This is a genomic window from Gracilibacillus ureilyticus (assembly GCF_900111195.1).
Lineage (GTDB): Bacteria > Bacillota > Bacilli > Bacillales > Amphibacillaceae > Gracilibacillus > Gracilibacillus ureilyticus.
The window spans coordinates 111,303-130,890 of record NZ_FOGL01000014.1 but is presented as its reverse complement, the minus strand read 5'-3'; the positions used below and the strand labels follow the sequence as shown (position 1 = coordinate 130,890).

General features: G+C 37.3%; 20 protein-coding genes. 15 read left to right on the top strand and 5 right to left on the bottom strand.

Annotated elements, in window-relative coordinates; translation table 11 throughout:
* Positions 1 to 272, top strand: a 272-nt coding sequence (locus tag BMW36_RS13910; RefSeq protein WP_139180273.1) for a transposase, incomplete at its 5' end; no start/stop codon positions are given.
* A 143-nt stretch (positions 273 to 415) separates the two neighbouring features.
* A complete protein-coding gene (locus tag BMW36_RS13905) occupies positions 416 to 832 on the top strand; it encodes a YugN family protein (RefSeq protein WP_089742137.1) in 417 nt (138 codons plus the stop codon).
* A gap of 16 nt (positions 833 to 848) precedes the next feature.
* Here BMW36_RS13905 and BMW36_RS13900 read toward each other — a convergent pair whose 3' ends face one another.
* Positions 849 to 1,844: a potassium channel family protein gene (locus tag BMW36_RS13900; protein WP_089742135.1), complete on the bottom strand. Its 996-nt coding sequence runs from the start codon at positions 1,842 to 1,844 to the stop codon at positions 849 to 851.
* A 95-nt stretch (positions 1,845 to 1,939) separates the two neighbouring features.
* On the opposite strand from BMW36_RS13900, the gene BMW36_RS13895 reads away from it, so the two are divergent.
* Together BMW36_RS13895 and BMW36_RS13890 are read left to right on the top strand one after the other, a co-directional pair.
* Positions 1,940 to 3,001, top strand: a complete 1,062-nt coding sequence (locus BMW36_RS13895) for a M20/M25/M40 family metallo-hydrolase (RefSeq protein ID WP_089742133.1) — start codon at positions 1,940 to 1,942, stop codon at positions 2,999 to 3,001.
* 125 nt (positions 3,002 to 3,126) lie between these two features.
* Positions 3,127 to 3,708, top strand: coding sequence for an ECF transporter S component (locus tag BMW36_RS13890; RefSeq protein ID WP_245711689.1), 582 nt, complete (start codon positions 3,127 to 3,129; stop codon positions 3,706 to 3,708).
* A gap of 309 nt (positions 3,709 to 4,017) precedes the next feature.
* Here the strand turns inward: BMW36_RS13890 and BMW36_RS13885 are convergent, their stop codons facing one another.
* On the bottom strand, positions 4,018 to 4,398 hold the full coding sequence (locus tag BMW36_RS13885) for a hotdog fold thioesterase (RefSeq protein ID WP_089742131.1): 381 nt from the start codon (positions 4,396 to 4,398) through the stop codon (positions 4,018 to 4,020).
* Positions 4,399 to 4,413: 15 nt separating this feature from the next.
* On the bottom strand, positions 4,414 to 5,358 hold the full coding sequence (locus BMW36_RS13880) for a 1,4-dihydroxy-2-naphthoate polyprenyltransferase (protein WP_089742129.1): 945 nt from the start codon (positions 5,356 to 5,358) through the stop codon (positions 4,414 to 4,416).
* 334 nt (positions 5,359 to 5,692) lie between these two features.
* Here BMW36_RS13880 and BMW36_RS13875 point away from each other — a divergent pair, with 334 nt between their 5' ends.
* The 11 genes from BMW36_RS13875 (at position 5,693) to asnB (ending at position 18,153) form a co-directional block, all read left to right on the top strand.
* Positions 5,693 to 7,078, top strand: coding sequence for an isochorismate synthase (locus BMW36_RS13875; RefSeq protein ID WP_089742127.1), 1,386 nt, complete (start codon positions 5,693 to 5,695; stop codon positions 7,076 to 7,078).
* A 3-nt stretch (positions 7,079 to 7,081) separates the two neighbouring features.
* Complete coding sequence (gene menD / locus BMW36_RS13870; protein ID WP_089742125.1) at positions 7,082 to 8,833, top strand: 2-succinyl-5-enolpyruvyl-6-hydroxy-3-cyclohexene-1-carboxylic-acid synthase; 1,752 nt, start codon at positions 7,082 to 7,084, stop codon at positions 8,831 to 8,833.
* Positions 8,823 to 9,629 carry a 2-succinyl-6-hydroxy-2,4-cyclohexadiene-1-carboxylate synthase gene (gene menH, locus BMW36_RS13865; RefSeq protein ID WP_089742123.1) on the top strand — a complete coding sequence of 269 codons (807 nt, stop codon included), beginning with the start codon at positions 8,823 to 8,825 and terminating at the stop codon, positions 9,627 to 9,629. The genes menD and menH overlap by 11 nt, the downstream gene beginning before the upstream one ends.
* Positions 9,629 to 10,447 (top strand): 1,4-dihydroxy-2-naphthoyl-CoA synthase, encoded by an 819-nt coding sequence (gene menB, locus BMW36_RS13860; protein ID WP_089742121.1) that lies wholly within the window; start codon positions 9,629 to 9,631, stop codon positions 10,445 to 10,447. Before menH ends, menB begins: the two co-directional genes overlap by 1 nt.
* Before the next feature lie 120 nt (positions 10,448 to 10,567).
* The gene (locus BMW36_RS13855) at positions 10,568 to 12,052 is read left to right on the top strand and encodes an o-succinylbenzoate--CoA ligase (RefSeq protein ID WP_245711688.1); all 1,485 of its coding nucleotides are present in this window, start codon (positions 10,568 to 10,570) and stop codon (positions 12,050 to 12,052) included.
* Between the two features lie 112 nt (positions 12,053 to 12,164).
* Positions 12,165 to 13,004, top strand: coding sequence for an ABC transporter ATP-binding protein (locus BMW36_RS13850; RefSeq protein WP_089742120.1), 840 nt, complete (start codon positions 12,165 to 12,167; stop codon positions 13,002 to 13,004).
* 95 nt (positions 13,005 to 13,099) lie between these two features.
* Positions 13,100 to 13,414, top strand: a complete 315-nt coding sequence (locus BMW36_RS13845) for a hydrolase (protein WP_089742118.1) — start codon at positions 13,100 to 13,102, stop codon at positions 13,412 to 13,414.
* Positions 13,415 to 13,521: 107 nt separating this feature from the next.
* Positions 13,522 to 14,094, top strand: a complete 573-nt coding sequence (locus tag BMW36_RS13840; protein ID WP_089742115.1) for a hypothetical protein — start codon at positions 13,522 to 13,524, stop codon at positions 14,092 to 14,094.
* 25 nt (positions 14,095 to 14,119) lie between these two features.
* Positions 14,120 to 14,605: an RNA deprotection pyrophosphohydrolase gene (gene ytkD, locus BMW36_RS13835; RefSeq protein ID WP_089742113.1), complete on the top strand. Its 486-nt coding sequence runs from the start codon at positions 14,120 to 14,122 to the stop codon at positions 14,603 to 14,605.
* 312 nt (positions 14,606 to 14,917) lie between these two features.
* On the top strand, positions 14,918 to 16,120 hold the full coding sequence (gene metK, locus BMW36_RS13830) for a methionine adenosyltransferase (RefSeq protein WP_089742111.1): 1,203 nt from the start codon (positions 14,918 to 14,920) through the stop codon (positions 16,118 to 16,120).
* 128 nt (positions 16,121 to 16,248) lie between these two features.
* Positions 16,249 to 18,153: an asparagine synthase (glutamine-hydrolyzing) gene (gene asnB / locus BMW36_RS13825; protein WP_089742109.1), complete on the top strand. Its 1,905-nt coding sequence runs from the start codon at positions 16,249 to 16,251 to the stop codon at positions 18,151 to 18,153.
* Here asnB and BMW36_RS13820 read toward each other — a convergent pair.
* Entirely contained in the window at positions 18,148 to 18,999 is an 852-nt protein-coding gene (locus BMW36_RS13820; RefSeq protein ID WP_089742106.1) for a C39 family peptidase, read from the bottom strand. The genes asnB and BMW36_RS13820 overlap by 6 nt on opposite strands.
* A gap of 21 nt (positions 19,000 to 19,020) precedes the next feature.
* Complete coding sequence (locus tag BMW36_RS13815) at positions 19,021 to 19,536, bottom strand: gamma carbonic anhydrase (protein ID WP_089742104.1); 516 nt, start codon at positions 19,534 to 19,536, stop codon at positions 19,021 to 19,023.
* Positions 19,537 to 19,588: the final 52 nt, after the last annotated feature.

Here is a 19,588-nt window from a genome sequence, read left to right as displayed (position 1 = left end):
AAGAAACAAAAGAAAGACTTTATCAATTTTATGACCTTGTTAAAAGCTCTGGACTAAAGGAATTTGAAAAAGCAATAGAAACCTTTCGAAATTGGCAGAAACAGATTATGAACAGTTTTGGTTATGATTTACATAATGGCTTTATAGAAGGTCTTAATAACCAAACCAAGGTCATTAAGCGCAACGCATTTGGTTTTAAACGATTTGACCGATTTAGGTTAAGAGTGTTATTGCATCATCAATATAAATATATCAAATTTCGGGTCGCATAAATTAGGAGTGAGCGTCTAGCTCACCCCAACATTTGACTTAGAACCTTAATTAGTGCCACGGGATTTTCTCTGTTTGTATACATAATCCTTCTCCCGCAAGGAAAGCTAAAAGAAAGTAATGAAACGATAAGGAGTGGAATGGGATGTATGAAATAGAATCTGCAATTAAAGACAGGAAATTCGAATATAAACAATTCAAAGAAGTTCTGGAACGTGCGGGATACAGTCTGGGGGGAGCATGGGAATATGATCACGGCTATTTTGATTACAAGCTTGGGTCGGATAATGGTTATCATTTCCTTAGAATACCTTTCCACACAATTAATGGTCAAATAGAAGATAAGAATGTCATGATACAATTAGATCAACCATATATTCTTACACATAAATATCAAAACGATGTAGACGAGAATGCTGAAAGCAGTGTTATTCAAGCTGCATTTAATCAGTTTCAAACACCGATTGAAAAAGATGCCGATATACCAGCCGAATATATAGAGAGAGGACAACAAGTATTAAGCCAGTTAGAAGTAATATTGGATCACTTAAATAAAAGTTAGTCTATGTCATGCTGTATTAAAATGGCTGCAAGTAAATCAACATATCTTTTTCCTCGAGAATTAATTTAAAATCGGGATGTATCATAATTTCATCAGCTCTCATTATCCCAATAAGCCATTTGTTGTTGTCCAGTAATTTGACTGCACATGCATGAAAGTTCTGACCGGCCATGTCAGGGTCTATTGGGGTAGTGCAAAATTGCTGCTGTTCCAAAGTTTTTGCTATAATATCAGTAGCGTGGTTACTGGCTTGGAATATTGTCTGAAAGAAGAGTGAACTCATAAAATCATTAGACCTGATGATTAAATTAGCCCCTGCTCTTTCAGCATTTTTTTGTTGGATATCTGTTAATATTTCTGCCACAATAATTAATTCAGGATTGTTTCCTTTTGCTGAAATAATATTAAGGATCGTCTGCCGGTCGGCTTCATTTTCTTTAAAAGAGGGATCGGCTGTGATGATCGCATGAGTTGCGTCCTTTATTTTTGCTTTTTGTAAAACATCATCAGCTGTCGGGTTACCATGAATAAAGTGAATATGGTGATCCTTATATGATATATTTCTCATTGTATGGTCAATGAGAACAATATCCTGATTGATTTGTCTGTTTCTCATCATTTCCGTTAACTGACGGGTTCGTTCGTTCCAGCCAACTATAATTATATGGTTTTTGCCTCTGTAGGCGATTTTCCCATCTGACAAGTCCTTTTCATGTTTAATTGTACCTGCTGAAATTGTAGCCATATAAAATGTCACCAGACCGCCGCCGGCTAATATTAGAAAGATACCTACTGCCTTGCCAAGTGTACTTAGCGGAACATAGTCACCATAACCAACGGTTGAACCTGTAACAAATGCCCACCAAACACCATCAAATAATGTTGGGAAATGCGAAGGCTCAATTAGATGAATAATAAAGCCAAACAGCAGCATAATCAAAGTGACACTCAATATTAGCCGTAAAAATATAGGTAAATGAAAATAAAATTGAATACATCTATTCCAAATCATCTGTAACACCTCGACTATCCATTATTTTCTAATTAGTTTGTTCTAAGTCTGTTAGATTATGCTTTAAAAATTTAAGAAAAAACAGGAGTGATCCAATGGAACAAAAAAGTTTAAATTTTTTATTTGATTTATTACATACACCTTCACCATCAAGTCTCGAAATGAATATTCAGAAAAAATGGCTGGAGTATGTAAAACCGCATGCAGATTCCATACAAACAGATGGTGCAGGAAATGCAATAGCAAAAATTAATCCAGATGCAGATTTCCAATTGCTGCTTGCAGGACATTGTGATGAGGTTGCATTTATTGTCAACCGTATTGATGATAATGGTTTTATCTACATAGACAAAATGGGTGGAATCAATCCAAAAGCTGCAATAGGTATGAAGGTAGAAATTCTTGGGGAAGAGAGTACACTGCAAGGTGTGATAGGGGTTAATGCTCAGCATCATGGCGGTATGAAAGATGATTTTGATGTAGAAGATTTATTTATAGATTGTGGTGCTGAAAAGAAATCAGAAATAACTGAACATATCCAAATTGGTGATTTAGTCGTATATAGACGGCAGTCAGAGTTATTAATGGGCCGCTATGTATCTGGCAGGGGATTGGATAATCGTACAGGTGCCTTTATTGTGGCTGAGGTGTTAAGAAGATTAAAAGAGAAGAATCTGAATATTGGTGTGTGTGCGGTAAGTACTGTGAATGAGGAAACCAATATGGGAGGAGCATATTTTGCTGCAGCGGGGCTTGAGCCTACTTGTGCAATTGCCTGTGATGTTACTTTCGCTACAGATTATCCGTCCGTTGATAAGACAAAGCATGGAGATGTTCGTTTAGGTGGGGGTCCGGTATTGGCGAAAGGAGCCTCGATCAACCGAAAAATGAATCAGTGGTTAGAGACTGCAGCTAAAAAATTAGATATGCCAATACAGTATGAATTGACACCAAGGCATACAGGTACAGATGCAGATAAAATGAGAGTAACTGGTAAAGGAGTTCCTGTCAGCCTTGTTTCATTGCCTTTAAGGTATATGCATTCGCCAGTTGAAACAGTAAGTATAGCAGATATTGATGCAGAAATTGAGCTGTTAGTTGAGATGATTACATCCCTTAAGGGAACAGAAAGCTTAAAGCCAATAGATATCGATTAAAAAAAATATAATGATGAATAATAGTCTCACTTTATTGACATAATAAATGATTAAAATTAATATAGGTAAGGATATAGCTTTAGCATGTTAATGCTAAATTTGTTCATCGCAGGGAGGAAACCAGGTTGGCAAAAACCATATTTCCTAATACTTATCTTTACCAATTTTTAATCATTGCATTGATGGGCGCGATTTCTGCTCTCATAATGTTTCTTAATATACCACTTCCTTTTTTACCACCAAATTTACGGCTTGATATAAGTGATTTACCGGCACTGGTAGCAGGAGTGATGTTTAATCCTGTTGCCGGGATTGCTGTGATTGCAATTAAGAATCTGCTTCACTTAGCATTAACAGCAGCTTATGACCCTATTGGGGTGACAGCTAATTTTTTTGCAGGGCTATTCTATGTTTTCCCTGTGACTTTTCTGTATTACAAATATAGAAGTAAGAAAAGTATTTGGTCAGGGTTAATACTTGGTACAATTGCTATGTCTGCAGCAATGGCAGTACTCAATTACTTCGTATTTTTGCCAGCATACAGCTGGTTTATGGGGTGGGAAGTTCTATCTCCTTCTGTTAAACAAAATACTATCCTTGCTGGGATACTACCTTTTAATCTGATAAAAGGAACGTTTATAGGAATCATCTTTTTTATCCTGTTCATAAGATTAAAAAACTGGTTTGAAAAAAAGGGTGGGACATAAAAGTTATGGCCCACCCAAACAGAAATCTACATATCACCCTTCTTTAAAACACTCTTTACAATTATTATAGGAAGTAGCTAATTGTCGAAGATTTCGTCCTGATGGCGAGATCACAACCAAACCTATTGCGCGCACACCAAAGATTTCATCCTGAACGAAGAATCAACAATCAAATCTCCCGCACACAATCTCATGAACTTCTTACATTTTGTTCATGAGATTTCAATGGATGTTGAACAATTAGACGATGCCTAAATTAGAAGCTAAATCTTTTCTCCACGAATAATTCAATAATTACCCCCTGTTCTTCTACTTAACGGAGGGCTTTACTATTGCTAATGTACATCTTGCTATTGCAATAAGCTCGTTTATTTCATCCATTATCTTAACTTCCCATACCATTGTTGTTCTTCCGATATGAACTGGTACAGCTATTGCAGTAAGTTTACCGTCTTTCTTTGCCTTGAGATGATTACAATTAATCTCAAGCCCGGCAACTGACTGCTGTTTCGGGTCAATGTGCTGAAGACCACCGATACTTGCAGCGGTTTCTGCTAAAGCTACGGAAGCTCCACCGTGAAGGTAGCCCATTGGCTGTTTCACTTTATCAGTGATTAGCATCTCAATGATTACTTCTTTCTTATTTTTTTGAACAACATTCATTTCCAGTGTATCAAGCAAACTAGTCATATGAACCACCTTTAACTATAAAGAAAATGGGAAAATAATATGAAAAATTAAAGATAACGCAATTAATGCTCCGTATATCGTATTTGTCTTTGCTGTAGCGGCCATTGCAGGTATCATACCTACATTAGTGGTGTTAGCACGGAATGTTTCGACAGCAAATTTAGCCTTTGGAATACTTAACAGACTGATAACACTATATATCGGTAATAATCCAAAACCAATATAAATAATTGTCAATCCTAGACTGCTAATGATGAGCCACTTTAACAAAGAAATAGCACGCTCTCTTCCTGCCAGAATGGCTAGAGTTTTACGTCCATTTTCTTTATCCCCTTCTAAATCACGGATGTTATTGGATAGTAAGATACATCCGATCAGGATAGCGATAGGGATGGATACGATAATTACCTGTGATGTGATTTGTAAAGTTTGGATATAGTAACTTATGCCAATCATTACTGTTCCCATTAGACCGCCGGAGAATAACTCGCCAAACGGAGTGTATGCAATAGGAACAGGTCCTCCTGTATAAAGATAGCCGATCAGCATGCTGATTAGCCCGATTACAGCTATCCACCAGCTTGACTGGAGGCAAATGTAAAGTCCTAGGATTATCGCCAGTCCAAAGAAAATAAAACCAAGTCTTTTGACAATCAACGGTTTTACTCCATCACGTACTATAGTCCCACCGATACCGACAGAATTTTCATTATCGAGTCCTCGTTTATAGTCAAAATATTCATTAAACATATTTGTTGCCGCCTGAATGAGCATTGCAGCAAAAAGCATCGCCAGGAATACCAAAAGATTGAACTCTCCATCCAGACTTGCCAACATTGTTCCAACAATAACCGGGATAAACGATGCGGTTAAAGTATGTGGTCTTAATAAACGCCACCACACATGCAAACCTGGTTTTTCATTTAAATGATTTGCTTTTTGTTTTGTTTTTGATCCCATTTAACAAATCTCCTTGATTTATATTTATAAGTGCAACATTATAATTTTATTGAATAGTCTGTTGCGTGTCAATGACCAGCGTTTAAGGGATCTGGAAAAAGGGAAGTTAATAAACACACTTTTTCAGTTATTTTTTGTTATACTATCAGAAGGTATTATTTTCGTAATGATATCAGAATAACAATACTTCTGTATGCAGATAATGAGTAAGAAAACGGTGAATAACCCAACATATCTACACATTTGAAGTAATCTATTATTTGAAATTACTTTAATTTGTACTATAATGGATATCGTTTATGAAAATTGCCCTATTATATTGGAGGGTTTTCGGATGATCGAGACAAAGGGAATAAAAATAGAAGGTGTATTACAAACAGCATTAGAGCAGATACAAAATAATAAAACACCAACCCTTGTTAGTATAACTGAGAAAATTAACAAAGTAGATATACTATCATTTTTCCATAAAGGTAAAAAACTTGCTAAAGAGAGATCATTTTGGTCGAATGCAGATCAAAATGTTTGTTTTGTTGGTATAGGTAACGCCTATACAATAAAAGCAGAGAAAAACCCGTATAATATTGTTAAAAAAGAATGGAGCAAGCTGATGGAGAGAACCATTCTGGACAATAAGTATACGTATGCGAATACTGGGCCGATCGCTATAGGCGGTTTTCCTTTTGATGAAGAAAAAGAAACCTGTGAATTATGGGACGGTTTTGAAGGGAGTCAATTTCGTATTCCGGAGTATATGTTAACCGTCGATGAACACGGCTGCTTCCTTACGATAAACATTTGGCTGGATCAACAAAGTGATATCGAGAATTTAGCTGCTATCTTATATGATGAGAGCAGTCAGTTACTTGATTCTGCTTTTATAGAATCCGAAAACAACCAGATCGTTTTCGAACACGAGGTAAATCCTCATGAGTGGAAGAATCTAGTCAGGGAAGTCACAAATTATATTGAAACATATCCTGTTGAAAAAATTGTGCTGGCAAGGGAATTGCAGGTTGAATTACGTAACCCGTGCAATATAACTGATGTACTCCATCAGTTATTAACAAATCAACCAAATAGTTATGTATTTGCCTGGGAAACCGATGTTGCGTGTTTTATCGGTGCATCACCAGAAAGGTTAGTCCATGTCAAAGATAATCAGATTCTGTCTACCTGTTTAGCGGGTACTGCTCCAAGAGGAGAAACGTCTGAGGAGGATATACGAATTGGACAGGCTTTGTTAAATGATGAAAAAAATCGTGAAGAGCACCAGATAGTGGTTAATATGATACGCGATTCGCTTCAGTCTTGTGCTCGCAATGTTGATATTCCAGATGTACCGATCATTTATCCATTGCAAAATTTACAGCACTTGTTTACACCTGTCCGGGCAGAAATCAGATTTGGATGTACGCTATTGGAAGTCGTAAAAAAATTGCATCCAACTCCAGCTCTTAGCGGTTTCCCTCAAAAGGAATCGCTCAATTTTTTACGTAAACATGAGAAATTGGAACGAGGATGGTATGGTGCACCCATTGGATGGTTTGACAGCAATTTTAACGGTGAATTTGCTGTAGCTATCCGTTCAGGTCTGATTAAGAGAGAAAAAGCTTCCTTATTTGCAGGATGCGGGATTGTAAAAGATTCAAACCCGGATATGGAATATGAAGAGACAAAAATAAAGTTTACACCAATGTTGGAAGCTTTGGGAGGTTAATGGATGAGCCATCAGAATAAATTAACACGGTATATTGCTAATTTCGTTGATCAGCTTTATCAAAGCGGAATTAGAAATGTTATTATCTCTCCGGGTTCCAGGTCCACACCCCTTGCACTTACTTTTGCTGAATACGGGAAATACAAACTGTGGGTAGATATTGATGAAAGATCTGCTGCCTTTTTTGGATTAGGGATAGCAAAAGGACTGAAAGAAGCAGTTGTACTTGTTTGTACTTCAGGTTCTGCGGCTGCTAACTATTACCCAGCGATTATTGAAGCATATTACAGTAGAGTGCCATTAATTGTATTGACAGCAGATCGCCCACATGAGCTTAGAGATGTTGGAGCACCGCAGGCAATTGATCAAATTAAACTGTACGGTGAATATGTGAAATGGTTTCATGAAATGGCCATACCTGGAGATTCTGATAAAATGCTTACATATGTGAGAAATCAGGCGGACAGAGCGGTAAGAACAGCAACAAAACATAACGCCGGAGTAGTACATCTGAACTTTCCAATTCAGGAGCCTTTGTTACCTGATTTTAGTATTTCACACTTGTGGGGAGAAAAAGAATTTACCAGCATGTCATCGCAATCCACCTATCACTTGGATAAACATGAAATAAAAAAAATATTAGAGTTAATCAATGAAAACAAGAGAGGATTATTAGTATGTGGGCCCGAGAGTGATAAAAGCATTGTGGAGTCAGTCATACGCTTTGCTGATAGCTGGAATTTGCCAGTTTTAGCTGATCCACTCTCACCCTTAAGAAACGGCACACATGATAAATCCCACCTTATTGAAAGTTATGATGCCATATTTAAAATCCCTGAAGTAAGAAACCAGATAGACATTGATTTTATTATCCGGATTGGGGCAATGCCGATCTCTAAACCTTATTTACAGTTTCTTCAGGAAAATCAGCATATTCAACATTTTGTTATCGAGACAGTCGAAGGATACAGGGAACCTGTTGGTTTAAATACTCACTTTATTTACGGTCATCCTGATCAGGTTTTATCAGACTTGGCAGATGCAGGGTATAAATGTGATGAGAAGTATCTGGATAAATGGCAGAAATGGAATCACCTTACAAAGCAACTGTTAAAAGAACGGAATGAGATGGAAGATTTAACAGAAGGACATGCGGTATTCGGGCTTCAATCTGTTATTCCCGATGATCAGATTATATTTGTCGGTAACAGCATGCCTGTTAGAGATATGGATAGTTTCTGGTTTAACAGTGAACAAAATATTGAAATATATGCGAACCGTGGAACAAATGGTATTGATGGCATTATTTCAACAGCTGCCGGAATGAGTGCCACAGGCAGGCATACAACTCTATTAATCGGGGATATTTCTTTTCTTCATAGTATGAATGGATTACTTTTGGCAAAAAATTATCGTTTATCATTGACGATTGTTTTAATCAATAATAATGGCGGGGGAATCTTTTCATTCCTGCCCCAAGCAAAACAGAAAAGTCCGCATTATGAGTTATTGTTTGGTACCTCTCAGTCAATGGATATGGAAAAGATAGCTGAAGCGTTTGACATAGCATATTATCGTCCGGAAAACTGGCAGGACTATATAAATGCGTTAACCCATTGTTATGATTCAGGTGGTTTATCGCTCATCGAGATCCAGACAGATCGTGATAAAAATGTCACATGGCATCAGCAAAAGTGGGATCTTATCGGTAATAAGCTGTTAAAACTCATGAAGGAAAATGAGAATGTATTTTAATGTTGGTAAGAACAAGTACTGGGTAGAGATATTTGGATGCGGCGATCCTGTTGTATTGCTTCATGGTTTTACTGGTTCGACCCATACTTGGTATTCCATCAGAGATCAATTAGCAGAAAAGAATCAGGTGATCTTGCTTGATTTACCAGGTCACGGAAAAACACAAGCGAGAGTAACTTCTATCGAAACATGCTGTAATGAATTGGCCGATATATTCAAGCAAATGAACCTTACGACAATTCATTTACTAGGTTATTCTATGGGAGGACGAACTGCGTTAACGTTTGCTATCCTTTATCCAGGGTTTGTGGAGAGCTTGATACTGGAGAGTGCAACCCCTGGTATTAATGATGAGTTTGAGAAAATGAAGCGGATAAAGAGTGATCAAAAACTCGCCCAATTTTTACTTGAGAACACTTTAGAGGATTTTATTAACAAATGGGAAAAGATCCCGTTATTTCATACGCAGCAGACATTACCGGAAAGTGTTAAATTAAAAATACGCAAAGAGCGGTTTTCCCATTCAAAAGAGGGGCTGGCAAATTCCCTTCAGGTAATGGGAACAGGGGTAATGCCTTCCTGGTGGGAGAGTCTCAAACAACTTAGATGTAAAGTCTGTATTATTGTCGGAGAAAAAGATAAGAAGTTTGTTCAAATAGGTCAACATATGAATCAAATCCTTATGAATAATGATTTTTATGTTATAAAAAACAGCGGGCATGCAATTCATGTGGAACAAGAAGAGATTTTTGGTACAATAGTAAATGAGTTTATTTCAAGAAGGAGGAATAATTGATGTCAATAGAGTGGGTTAGTGAACGAACTTATGAAGATATTTTATATGAAACGTATAACGGGATTGCTAAAATAACAATTAACAGACCTGAGGTAAGGAATGCATTTAGACCTCAAACGGTTAATGAATTGATTGAAGCTTTTACATATGCAAGAGATGATTCTCGCATTGGAGTTATTGTGTTAGCTGGTGCCGGAGATAAAGCATTCTGTTCCGGCGGTGATCAAAAAGTAAGAGGGCATGGCGGATATGTAGGGGAAGACGAAATTCCCCGCTTGAATGTTCTGGATTTACAACGATTGATTCGTGTGATTCCAAAACCGGTTGTTGCAATGGTTTCAGGCTATGCGATCGGGGGAGGACATGTATTGCATGTTGTCTGTGATTTAACAATTGCTGCAGATAATGCTATTTTTGGACAAACAGGGCCTAAAGTCGGGAGTTTTGACGCGGGTTATGGAGCAGGCCTTCTTGCACGCATAGTAGGTCACAAGAAAGCTCGTGAAATTTGGTATCTGTGCCGTCAGTACAATGCACAGGAAGCATTAGATATGGGGCTGGTAAACACAGTCGTACCATTGGAAAAACTGGAAGAAGAAACAGTGCAATGGTGTGAAGAAATGCTGGAGAAATCACCAACAGCACTTCGTTTCCTGAAAGCTTCCTTTAATGCAGATACAGATGGACTGGCAGGACTTCAGCAAATGGGTGGAGATGCGACCTTGCTTTATTACACAACAGATGAAGCAAAAGAAGGCAGAGATGCATTCAAAGAGAAACGTAAACCGGACTTTAAGAAGTTTCCGAGGTTCCCTTAATACTGGAATGATAAATGACCAATGCCTAATGTATTGGTCATTTTCCTGTTAGAGAATTTTTTGGCTGATGTGTTTGTAATATCAAACGTTACAAGAAGCATACCGAAGGAGGGGTTGAGAGTGGAAACAGTGATGGAACATTGGCTGACAAAGCGGGCAGATTTAAGTCCAGATATGATAGCTGTTGAAATAGCCGATGGGCAATGCTGGACTTTTGAAAAATTATATAAGGAATCCGTTCTTTTCGCGAAGAAATTGGCTAATTATACTCACCATATTAAACATATAGGTATATTATCAAATAACTCTCTGGACATGATTGTGGCATTTTTTGCATGTACCTATTTAGAAAAACCTGTCGTATTGTTAAACACCAGACTGACAACCAGTGAAATCAAAAAACAATGTCAAACAGCTGATGTAGAACTGATTCTCACATCAGATAATTTGAAAGAAAAAACATCTTCTGTTCATCTCCCGTCTAAAACCTTTACTGAGATACATAAAAGAAGCTCGTCATCTGTTGAATTAACAGAAATAATTAATATGAATCGTCTCTGTTCAATGATGTTTACTTCAGGAACAACGGGTAATGCAAAGGCGGTAATGCATTCCTTTGATAATCATTGGTCAAGTGCTGTTGCTTCAGCGTTAAATCTTGGTTTATTACCTTCAGATAAATGGCTTGCATGTTTGCCACTGTATCATATTAGCGGATTAGCTATTATTATGAAGAGTGTGATTTATGGGATGTCTGTTTTCCTTTTAGAGAAGTTTGATGAGTTAGCTGTTCAGCAGGCAATTATGAAAAATGGTGTGACAATTGTGTCAGTGGTAGCGGTCACCTGTTCCAGACTGTTGAATAAACTTGGAGAAGACCGTTATCCACCAAGTTTTCGTTGTATGCTGCTTGGTGGTGGTCCTGCACCTGTTTCCTTGTTAAAAACAGCCAGGGATAAAGGAATACCGATTATTCAAACATATGGTATGACGGAAACATCTTCTCAAATCGCTACACTTAACGAGCGTGATGCATTAGAAAGAGTTGGCTCGGCAGGAAAAGCACTTTTTTCAGCACAGATAGAGATTAGGCAGGATGGAGCAGAATTGGCACCAGCAGAAATAGGGGAAATTGTAGTAAATGGTCCAATGGTTACTGCAGGATACTATAACCATGAGGAAGCTAACAAAAAGGCTTTTTATGATGGCTGGCTATACACTGGTGATTTAGGATATAAGGATGAACAGGGATTCCTATATGTTATAGATCGTAGAAGTGATTTGATAATTTCTGGGGGGGAGAATATATACCCGGCAGAAATTGAGGATTGTCTTCTATCAATCAGAGGAGTTGAAGAAGCTGGTGTTGCGGGCATGTCAGATCCATACTGGGGTCAGGTGCCAGCTGCTTTTATCGTAAGAAATAATACCGAACTGACAGAGACGGTAATACTTGATTTTTGCAAAAAGGAATTAGCATCATATAAAATTCCGAAAAAAATATATTTTGTCCGGTCACTTCCGCGTAATGCGACGAGTAAATTGCAGCGGCATAAATTATGGGAATGGATGGAATTAATTAATAATGATTCTCAAAGTCATTGACTTTTTCCTTTATAGCCAATAAACTATTAAATATAGAAGATTGTTCGAATCACCGTATTTATTTACGGGAAAACTGTTTACGAATGAGCGTAATCAAGGGAGAGATTCCGAAATGGAAACATTAGTGGCGAAAGATCTAACTTTAGGTTATGGAGAAGACGTTATTATAGATGCATTGGATATTGCTATTCCTAAGGGAGAAATTACTGTCTTTATCGGCGGAAATGGCTGCGGTAAATCTACATTGTTACGGTCACTGGCACGTTTGTTAAAACCAAAGCATGGGGACGTCGTACTTAACGGGAAAGATATTGCTAAGATTCCGACTAAAGATGTCGCGAAACAGTTGGCTATTTTACCTCAAAGCCCAACAAGTCCAGAAGGATTAACGGTGGAAGAGCTAGTTCGACAGGGACGTCATCCATATAAAACAATGTTTAAAAGATGGTCCCCTGATGACGAGCAGGCAGTAAATGAAGCTCTGGAAGCAACCAACATGATGGAATTAAAGGATCGTACTGTTGATTCTTTGTCAGGCGGCCAGCGGCAACGGGCCTGGATTGCAATGACCTTAGCTCAAGGTACGGATACTATTTTATTAGATGAACCGACAACTTATCTGGACATGACTCATCAGATAGAAATCCTTGATTTACTTTTCGAACTAAACGAAAAAAGAAACAGCACAATTGTGATGGTTTTACATGACTTAAATTTAGCTTGCCGTTATGCCCATCATATTGTAGCAATTAAGGATAAGAAAGTTTATGCACAGGGGAAACCGGAAGAGATTATCAGCGGCGGATTAGTCAATGATGTATTTCAGATGAAATGCGACGTAATGTATGATCCGATGTTCGGTACACCAATGTGTATTCCACATGGCAGAGGCCGTTGTTTAATTAAACAGGCGGTTGAAGAAGCGAAACAGCAGAAGATGCAGCCAGTTTAATAAATATTATTTAGAGCTCTCTATTCGATTATGGATAGAGAGCTTTTCGTATTTTTTTTTTATAATGTCGTAAACTATTTCAAGAGGTGAGCGACATGAATAAGAAAAAATACTATGTGAATATAGCTACACAGGAAATATCACAAATTCCATATGGGACGAATACGGAATTTGTGATTAACGCGACTGATGAAGAAGTCTTTTTTTTAAGAGAAAAGTTTAATGAAATACGTGATGCAGATATGGGAGCGTTTGTACGTGCTCATATTCCATTCATGCCGTATCATAACGATCCTCAAAATGATGAATATGACAGTGGACTAAAAGGTGCATATCAGATGATTTATGATTTGGCAGATAATGAGACGAAAAAAGCAATGCAAGAAGCAAATATCGGAAAAGAAATATAAAAAAATGAAACTAAAACTCCTCTTCAAACGTCTATATAGTATAAGTAATGTTTAAAAGTACGTAATTCAGGTAAAAGATATACATATAGAGGTTGGGAGGGGTAAAAATGAAAAAGTTGATAACATTCCTGACAATTGGACTATTATTCGGATTTACTGCACTCATATTTCAACAAATCGAAGCGAATGAACTGTCTTCCTCACAAAATACAGAACAAGTGGAGAAAATACAAAGACATGTACATTCCACAACGTCGAACGCACCAAAAAATACGGAAAGACTATCAAGTAATAACCCGACATTGAGTGATGACAAGATGATTGCAATGATGGATCAGTTTATGGATACATTGGTACAGGAGATTGATGAAGAAAATAGAGTAGTTAAGTTCCGAACAAAGGATAGCTTAATTGATGAGTTCGATTCCATAGCGACAAAAGAAGTTGTCAGACCGTACGTAGATTATTATTTTGTAGAACAGAATGGTGAGTTATTCATTATACCAACTGAAACACCAGCATGGTTTATAAAAGATAATGAGTATGAAAAGGATACAATAAGTGATAATAAAGTGGAGTTAACACAGGAAAATGAAACGGATTTGTATGGTCCGTATACGATACAGGTTCTTTTCGAGAAAATCAAAGGGCAATGGAAGATAACAAATATTAGCCATTAATATTATTTAAAGGTACAATAAAACCATGAAAACATTTAATGATTATTATAATAATGAAGTGAAGTTATCCTTTTCAGATCACCCATTTGAACAATACCCAAAACATGTCTGGGTAATATGCCGTTATCATTCTAAATGGCTTTTAACAAAACATTTAGAGCGCGGACTTGAATTTCCCGGAGGAAAAGTGGAAAAGAATGAAACGCCCAAAGAAGCAGCAATCAGAGAAGTGAATGAAGAAACAGGCGGAGAAGTGGAATCACTCTATTATATCGGTCAATATTTTGTTACAGGCCGTTATGACCAGATTGCGAAAAATATATATTTTGCTGAAATAGCCACACTTAAAAAGCGTTCCACATACCTAGAGACAGCAGGACCGGTTTTACTGGATGAATTACCTTGCAATATCCGATCGAATGAAGCATTCAGTTTTATTATGAAAGATGATGTATTAACATACAGTCTGCGGTATATTAAATCCGATTCGTATATAGCTAACCCGATTTGAGGGTTAGCTATGTTACTATGCGGCAAGAAAAAGTGATTGACTTTCCATATTCCTTTAGGGTACGATATAGACTATAATTAGGGTATAGTGTGATTTATTTTAACTCTAACTATCAAAATGAAAGATATGGAATGTTCTGATAACCAACTAATCTTATCAGATTAATATCTTAAGACAAGCCGTGCAATTTCTTGCAGAAAATTGTATAGTGGTGTTAAGAGTGTTTTAAATAAACGAAAGAATCGAATGGAAGCCTACGCTATATAACTAATTCGTATGCTTGAGGGAAGGTTTAAGGAGGAAAATATTAAGATGGTGCAAAACAGACGCTTATTTACATCAGAATCAGTTACAGAAGGACACCCAGATAAAATATGTGACCAGATTTCTGATGCTATTCTAGACGAAATTGTTAAAAACGATCCCAATGCTCGCGTAGCATGTGAAACAACTGTTACCACAGGGCTCGTGCTTGTATCAGGTGAAATTACAACAAACACATACGTTGACATTCCGAAAATTGTTCGCAACACAATTAAAGAAATTGGCTATACACGAGCAAAATATGGATTTGATGCGGAAACATGCGGTGTTCTTACTGCAATCGATGAACAATCTCCTGATATCGCAGGTGGTGTTAATACAGCTCTTGAAGCAAGAGAAGGTAAGATGAGTGATGACGAGATTGAAGCAATTGGCGCTGGTGACCAGGGATTAATGTTTGGTTATGCTAACAATGAAACACCAGAATTAATGCCATTACCGATAAGTTTAGCACATAAATTAGCAAAACAGCTAACAGATGTTAGAAAAAACGGTACATTAGGATATCTTCGTCCTGATGGAAAAACTCAAGTAACTGTGGAATATGATGAGAATGATAAGCCTGTCCGTATTGATACGATCGTTATCTCTACACAGCATCATCAGGATATCACATTAGAACAAATTCAGAAGGATATTAAAGAACATGTTATTATTCCTATTGTCCCATCGGAATTATTAGACAATGAGACAAAATACTTCATTAATCCTACAGGCAGATTTGTTATTGGCGGACCTCAGGGTGATGCTGGACTTACCGGTCGGAAGATCATAGTAGATACTTATGGTGGTTATGCGCGTCATGGCGGTGGTGCTTTTAGTGGTAAAGATGCTACAAAAGTAGACCGGTCTGCAGCATATGCCGCTCGGTATGTCGCAAAAAATATCGTAGCAGCTGGTTTAGCTGATGTTTGTGAAGTTCAGTTCGCCTATGCAATTGGAGTGGCACAACCTGTTTCTATTTCAATAAATACGTTCGGAACAGGGAAATATTCAGAGGAAGCTTTAGTTGAAGCAGTTCGTGAGAATTTTGATTTACGTCCGGCAGGAATTATCAAAATGCTTGATTTAAGAAGACCTATCTATCGTCAAACGGCTGCATACGGTCACTTTGGACGTACTGATACACAATTTCCATGGGAACAGACAGATCGTGTAGAACAGTTGCAATCATACTTGTCAAAAGCGTAAGGAACATTTAAAATTAAATAGTTGAGAGATAATGGTCAAGTGCCTGAAGTGTACTTGGCTTTTTCTCTTATTTCTTGAACAGACATTGGAGATTACATAACGATACAAAAGGAAGGAACCAGTGAAATATGTGTGGATTTGTAGGTATTATTAAATCTGAAAACAAAAAATGGCAAGAAGAGAATGTAAAACAATTTGAGGAACGAAATGCCGCGATTTATCACCGTGGTCCAGATGATGAAGGTTATTATGAAGATGACAATGTCTTATTTGGTTTTCGCAGATTAAGTATTATAGACATTGAAAGCGGACATCAGCCTTTTACCTACAATGATGAAAATTATTGGATGGTTTTTAATGGTGAGGTTTATAATTACATTGAGTTAAGAGATGAGTTAATAACAAAAGGTTACCAATTTACAACTGATTCTGATACAGAAGTAATATTAGCCATGTTCCAGGAGTTCGGCACAGAGGCTTTCAGACAGCTGCGCGGAATGTTCTCTATTCTGATTTGGGATAAACAGGAACAAACGGTGTTTGGGGCAAGAGACCCGTTTGGTATCAAGCCGTTATTTTATAAAGAGTCGGATGAGGGTATCTACTTCGCATCAGAGAAAAAGAGTCTGTTGGCTGATATAGGGGAAACAGTGGATCTGGAAGCATTACAGCATTATTTAAGCTTTCAATATGTACCCGAACCTTATACAATGAATCAAAATATAAAAAAAGTAGAACCAGGTCACTTTTTTGTCAAACGTTTAAATGAGAAGATTACTTTTCATCGTTATTTCCATGCTGTTTTTCAACCAGTACAACAAGAAAAGCAGGCTTTAATAAAAAAAATCCAGGATGTTATGTATGATTCGGTCAATGTCCATATGCGAAGTGATGTACCTGTTGGCTCGTTTTTATCAGGTGGTATTGATTCTTCATTAATTGTTGCAATTGCCAAGGATTTTCATCCGAATATAAAGACATTTTCTGTGGGTTTTGAACAGGAAGGATTTTCCGAGGTTGACGTTGCAAAGGAAACTGCTGAAAAGTTAGGTGTAGATAATTATTCTTATATTATTTCACCAGAAGAATATGTAGCAAAATTACCGAAAATTATATGGCATTTAGATGATCCATTAGCTGATCCGGCGTGTGTACCGCTTTATTTTGTAGCAAGAGAAGCCAAAAAGCATGTTACCGTCGTGTTATCAGGAGAGGGTTCGGATGAGCTGTTTGGAGGGTATAATATATACCGTGAGCCTGAATCGCTAAAAATGTTTCAGTCGATCCCTGCGCCGGCAAAAGAACTCTTAGCAAAAGTTGCACAAGTATTACCGGAAGGGGTTAAAGGAAAAAGCTTTCTGGAAAGAGGAACAACTCCTTTAAAAGACCGGTATATTGGTAATGCAAAAATGTTTGAAGAAAAAGAGAAAAAGACTTTATTAAAAACACATAACAGTCAACTTTCTTACCAGCAAATAACTGCACCATATTTTCAGCAAGTACAAAATGACCATTTAGTCAATCAAATGCAATATGTAGATATTCATACATGGATGCGTGGTGACATTTTATTAAAAGCAGATAAGATGACAATGGCACATTCATTAGAATTAAGAGTGCCGTTTTTAGATAAGGAAGTATTTCGTATTGCAAGTGAAATACCGGTTGATATGAAAATTGCAGAGGGTACAACCAAGCATATCCTGCGCCTCGCTTCAAGAGGTATTGTTCCAGATCATGTATTGGACCGGAAAAAGTTAGGTTTCCCTGTACCGATTCGTCATTGGCTGAAAAATGAACTGAACGGCTGGGCACGTCAATTAATTAGTGAAAGTCAAACAGATCATTTACTGAATAAGCAGGTTATCACACAGTTATTAGAGGATCACTGTCAGGGGAAAGCAGACAACAGCAGGAAGTTGTGGACTGTTTTTATGTTTATGTTATGGCACCAGATTTATATGGAGAATAAATTTGATATAGAGAAACTTAAAAATGAAGACAAAACAGAGAGCAAACTACCACAATTATAATTCAATCGAGATAGCTTGCTTGCCCATTTGCTCCCATGCAGTAATAAATGACTGCTTGGGAGCTTTCTTCTGTTCACCGTCATACGGGTCATTAAAATAAATAAAATGGTCATCATAACCTGTTAGTATTACAGCATGCATTTTTTTTGTGATTTTTACTGGGCCGGCAGGTGTCTGCCATGTAGTGAATGCTGATTCGGGTAAGGGTTGGAAAGTAATATTTGTAATAGTTAAAACAGGTTCTTTACTGGAAAGTGACTGTATAACTTTCTCAAATTCATGTCCAGTTAAATCAACAGCTTTATCTCCAACATAACTTTTGGCAAGTTCATATATTGGCTGGTGATATACTCCTAAGCCTGGTTGAGAGAAACTGTACATATCTCCAACAAATCCATTGTGGGGATCGCCAAAATAGATGATGCCATCATTTTCTTTATACGGTGTTTCGTCTCTTGTAATTTCTTTTGCTAATCTCATTTTATTAGTGTCCACATCATGGTATTGAAGCAGCATCGTTAAAGATGTTACCTCACAGCCGCGTGGCAATTCAGGAAATTGCTTTACTACAGGTACTTGTATTTTCATCTCCGGATTTAATTTAACACTCAATTTATTGTTAATTGCTGAATGGGAACTTAATTCTCTATTATCATTCATTGTAGCGTAAATCCAGGTGAGATCAGCAGTATAAATTAAATAACTGCCAACACCAATACTTACAGAACCAAATAAGAGAATATACAGGAAAGCCATATATTGCATTATTTTTTTATGAGAGCGTTTATAGAAATACAGAAGAAAAGTAAACATGATCAGTGAAATGATAAAAAGAGCAATAAGCATAACTTTCCTCCAAATTTGTAATTATCTTGCCGTAACTTCCTTATAATAGATGCCTTTTTGTACATAATCCTTCTGGATCCGCTGCATCTCCTCAATATCTTTATCGGTTAATTCTCGAATTACTTTAGCGGGTCTGCCAAAGGCGAGCGTTTTTGGTGGAATCTTTTTCCCTTGGGGAATGAGACTTCCTGCACCGATAAATGCTCCTTCACCGACTTCAGCGCCATCAAGAATAACAGATCCCATTCCAATAAGAGCATGTTTGCGGATGATGGCAGAATGTAGTGTAACTTGATGGCCGACTGTTACATAATCTTCAATAATCAGAGGCTTATTTGGACTCTGGTGCAGCAAGGATAAATCCTGGATGTTTGAGTATGAACCGATTTTTACCGGTGCGACGTCACCCCTGATAACTGTTTTAAACCATACGCTTGTATACTCACCAATTTCCACATCGCCAGTAATAACAGTATCTGGTGCGATAAACGCTGTGCTGTCAATTAATGGGCTTTTATCTTTATAGTGATGAATCATTATCTTCCCTCCTGCTTAATAGTTAATATTATGATATCATATATAATAGAAA

Bases quoted from the DNA above. Each gene is read 5' to 3' on its own strand.
- BMW36_RS13850 (WP_089742120.1), top strand. From the start codon at position 12,165: ATGGAAACATTAGTGGCGAAAGATCTAACTTTAGGTTATGGAGAAGAC.
- BMW36_RS13880 (WP_089742129.1), bottom strand. From the start codon at position 5,358: ATGGGATCAAAAACAAAACAAAAAGCAAATCATTTAAATGAAAAACCA.
- BMW36_RS13900 (WP_089742135.1), bottom strand. From the start codon at position 1,844: ATGATTTGGAATAGATGTATTCAATTTTATTTTCATTTACCTATATTT.
- ytkD (WP_089742113.1), top strand. From the start codon at position 14,120: ATGAAAACATTTAATGATTATTATAATAATGAAGTGAAGTTATCCTTT.
- BMW36_RS13815 (WP_089742104.1), bottom strand. From the start codon at position 19,536: ATGATTCATCACTATAAAGATAAAAGCCCATTAATTGACAGCACAGCG.
- menD (WP_089742125.1), top strand. From the start codon at position 7,082: ATGAGCCATCAGAATAAATTAACACGGTATATTGCTAATTTCGTTGAT.
- metK (WP_089742111.1), top strand. From the start codon at position 14,918: ATGGTGCAAAACAGACGCTTATTTACATCAGAATCAGTTACAGAAGGA.
- BMW36_RS13820 (WP_089742106.1), bottom strand. From the start codon at position 18,999: ATGCTTATTGCTCTTTTTATCATTTCACTGATCATGTTTACTTTTCTT.
- BMW36_RS13840 (WP_089742115.1), top strand. From the start codon at position 13,522: ATGAAAAAGTTGATAACATTCCTGACAATTGGACTATTATTCGGATTT.
- menH (WP_089742123.1), top strand. From the start codon at position 8,823: ATGTATTTTAATGTTGGTAAGAACAAGTACTGGGTAGAGATATTTGGA.
- BMW36_RS13845 (WP_089742118.1), top strand. From the start codon at position 13,100: ATGAATAAGAAAAAATACTATGTGAATATAGCTACACAGGAAATATCA.
- asnB (WP_089742109.1), top strand. From the start codon at position 16,249: ATGTGTGGATTTGTAGGTATTATTAAATCTGAAAACAAAAAATGGCAA.
- BMW36_RS13905 (WP_089742137.1), top strand. From the start codon at position 416: ATGTATGAAATAGAATCTGCAATTAAAGACAGGAAATTCGAATATAAA.
- BMW36_RS13885 (WP_089742131.1), bottom strand. From the start codon at position 4,398: ATGACTAGTTTGCTTGATACACTGGAAATGAATGTTGTTCAAAAAAAT.
- menB (WP_089742121.1), top strand. From the start codon at position 9,629: ATGTCAATAGAGTGGGTTAGTGAACGAACTTATGAAGATATTTTATAT.
- BMW36_RS13875 (WP_089742127.1), top strand. From the start codon at position 5,693: ATGATCGAGACAAAGGGAATAAAAATAGAAGGTGTATTACAAACAGCA.
- BMW36_RS13895 (WP_089742133.1), top strand. From the start codon at position 1,940: ATGGAACAAAAAAGTTTAAATTTTTTATTTGATTTATTACATACACCT.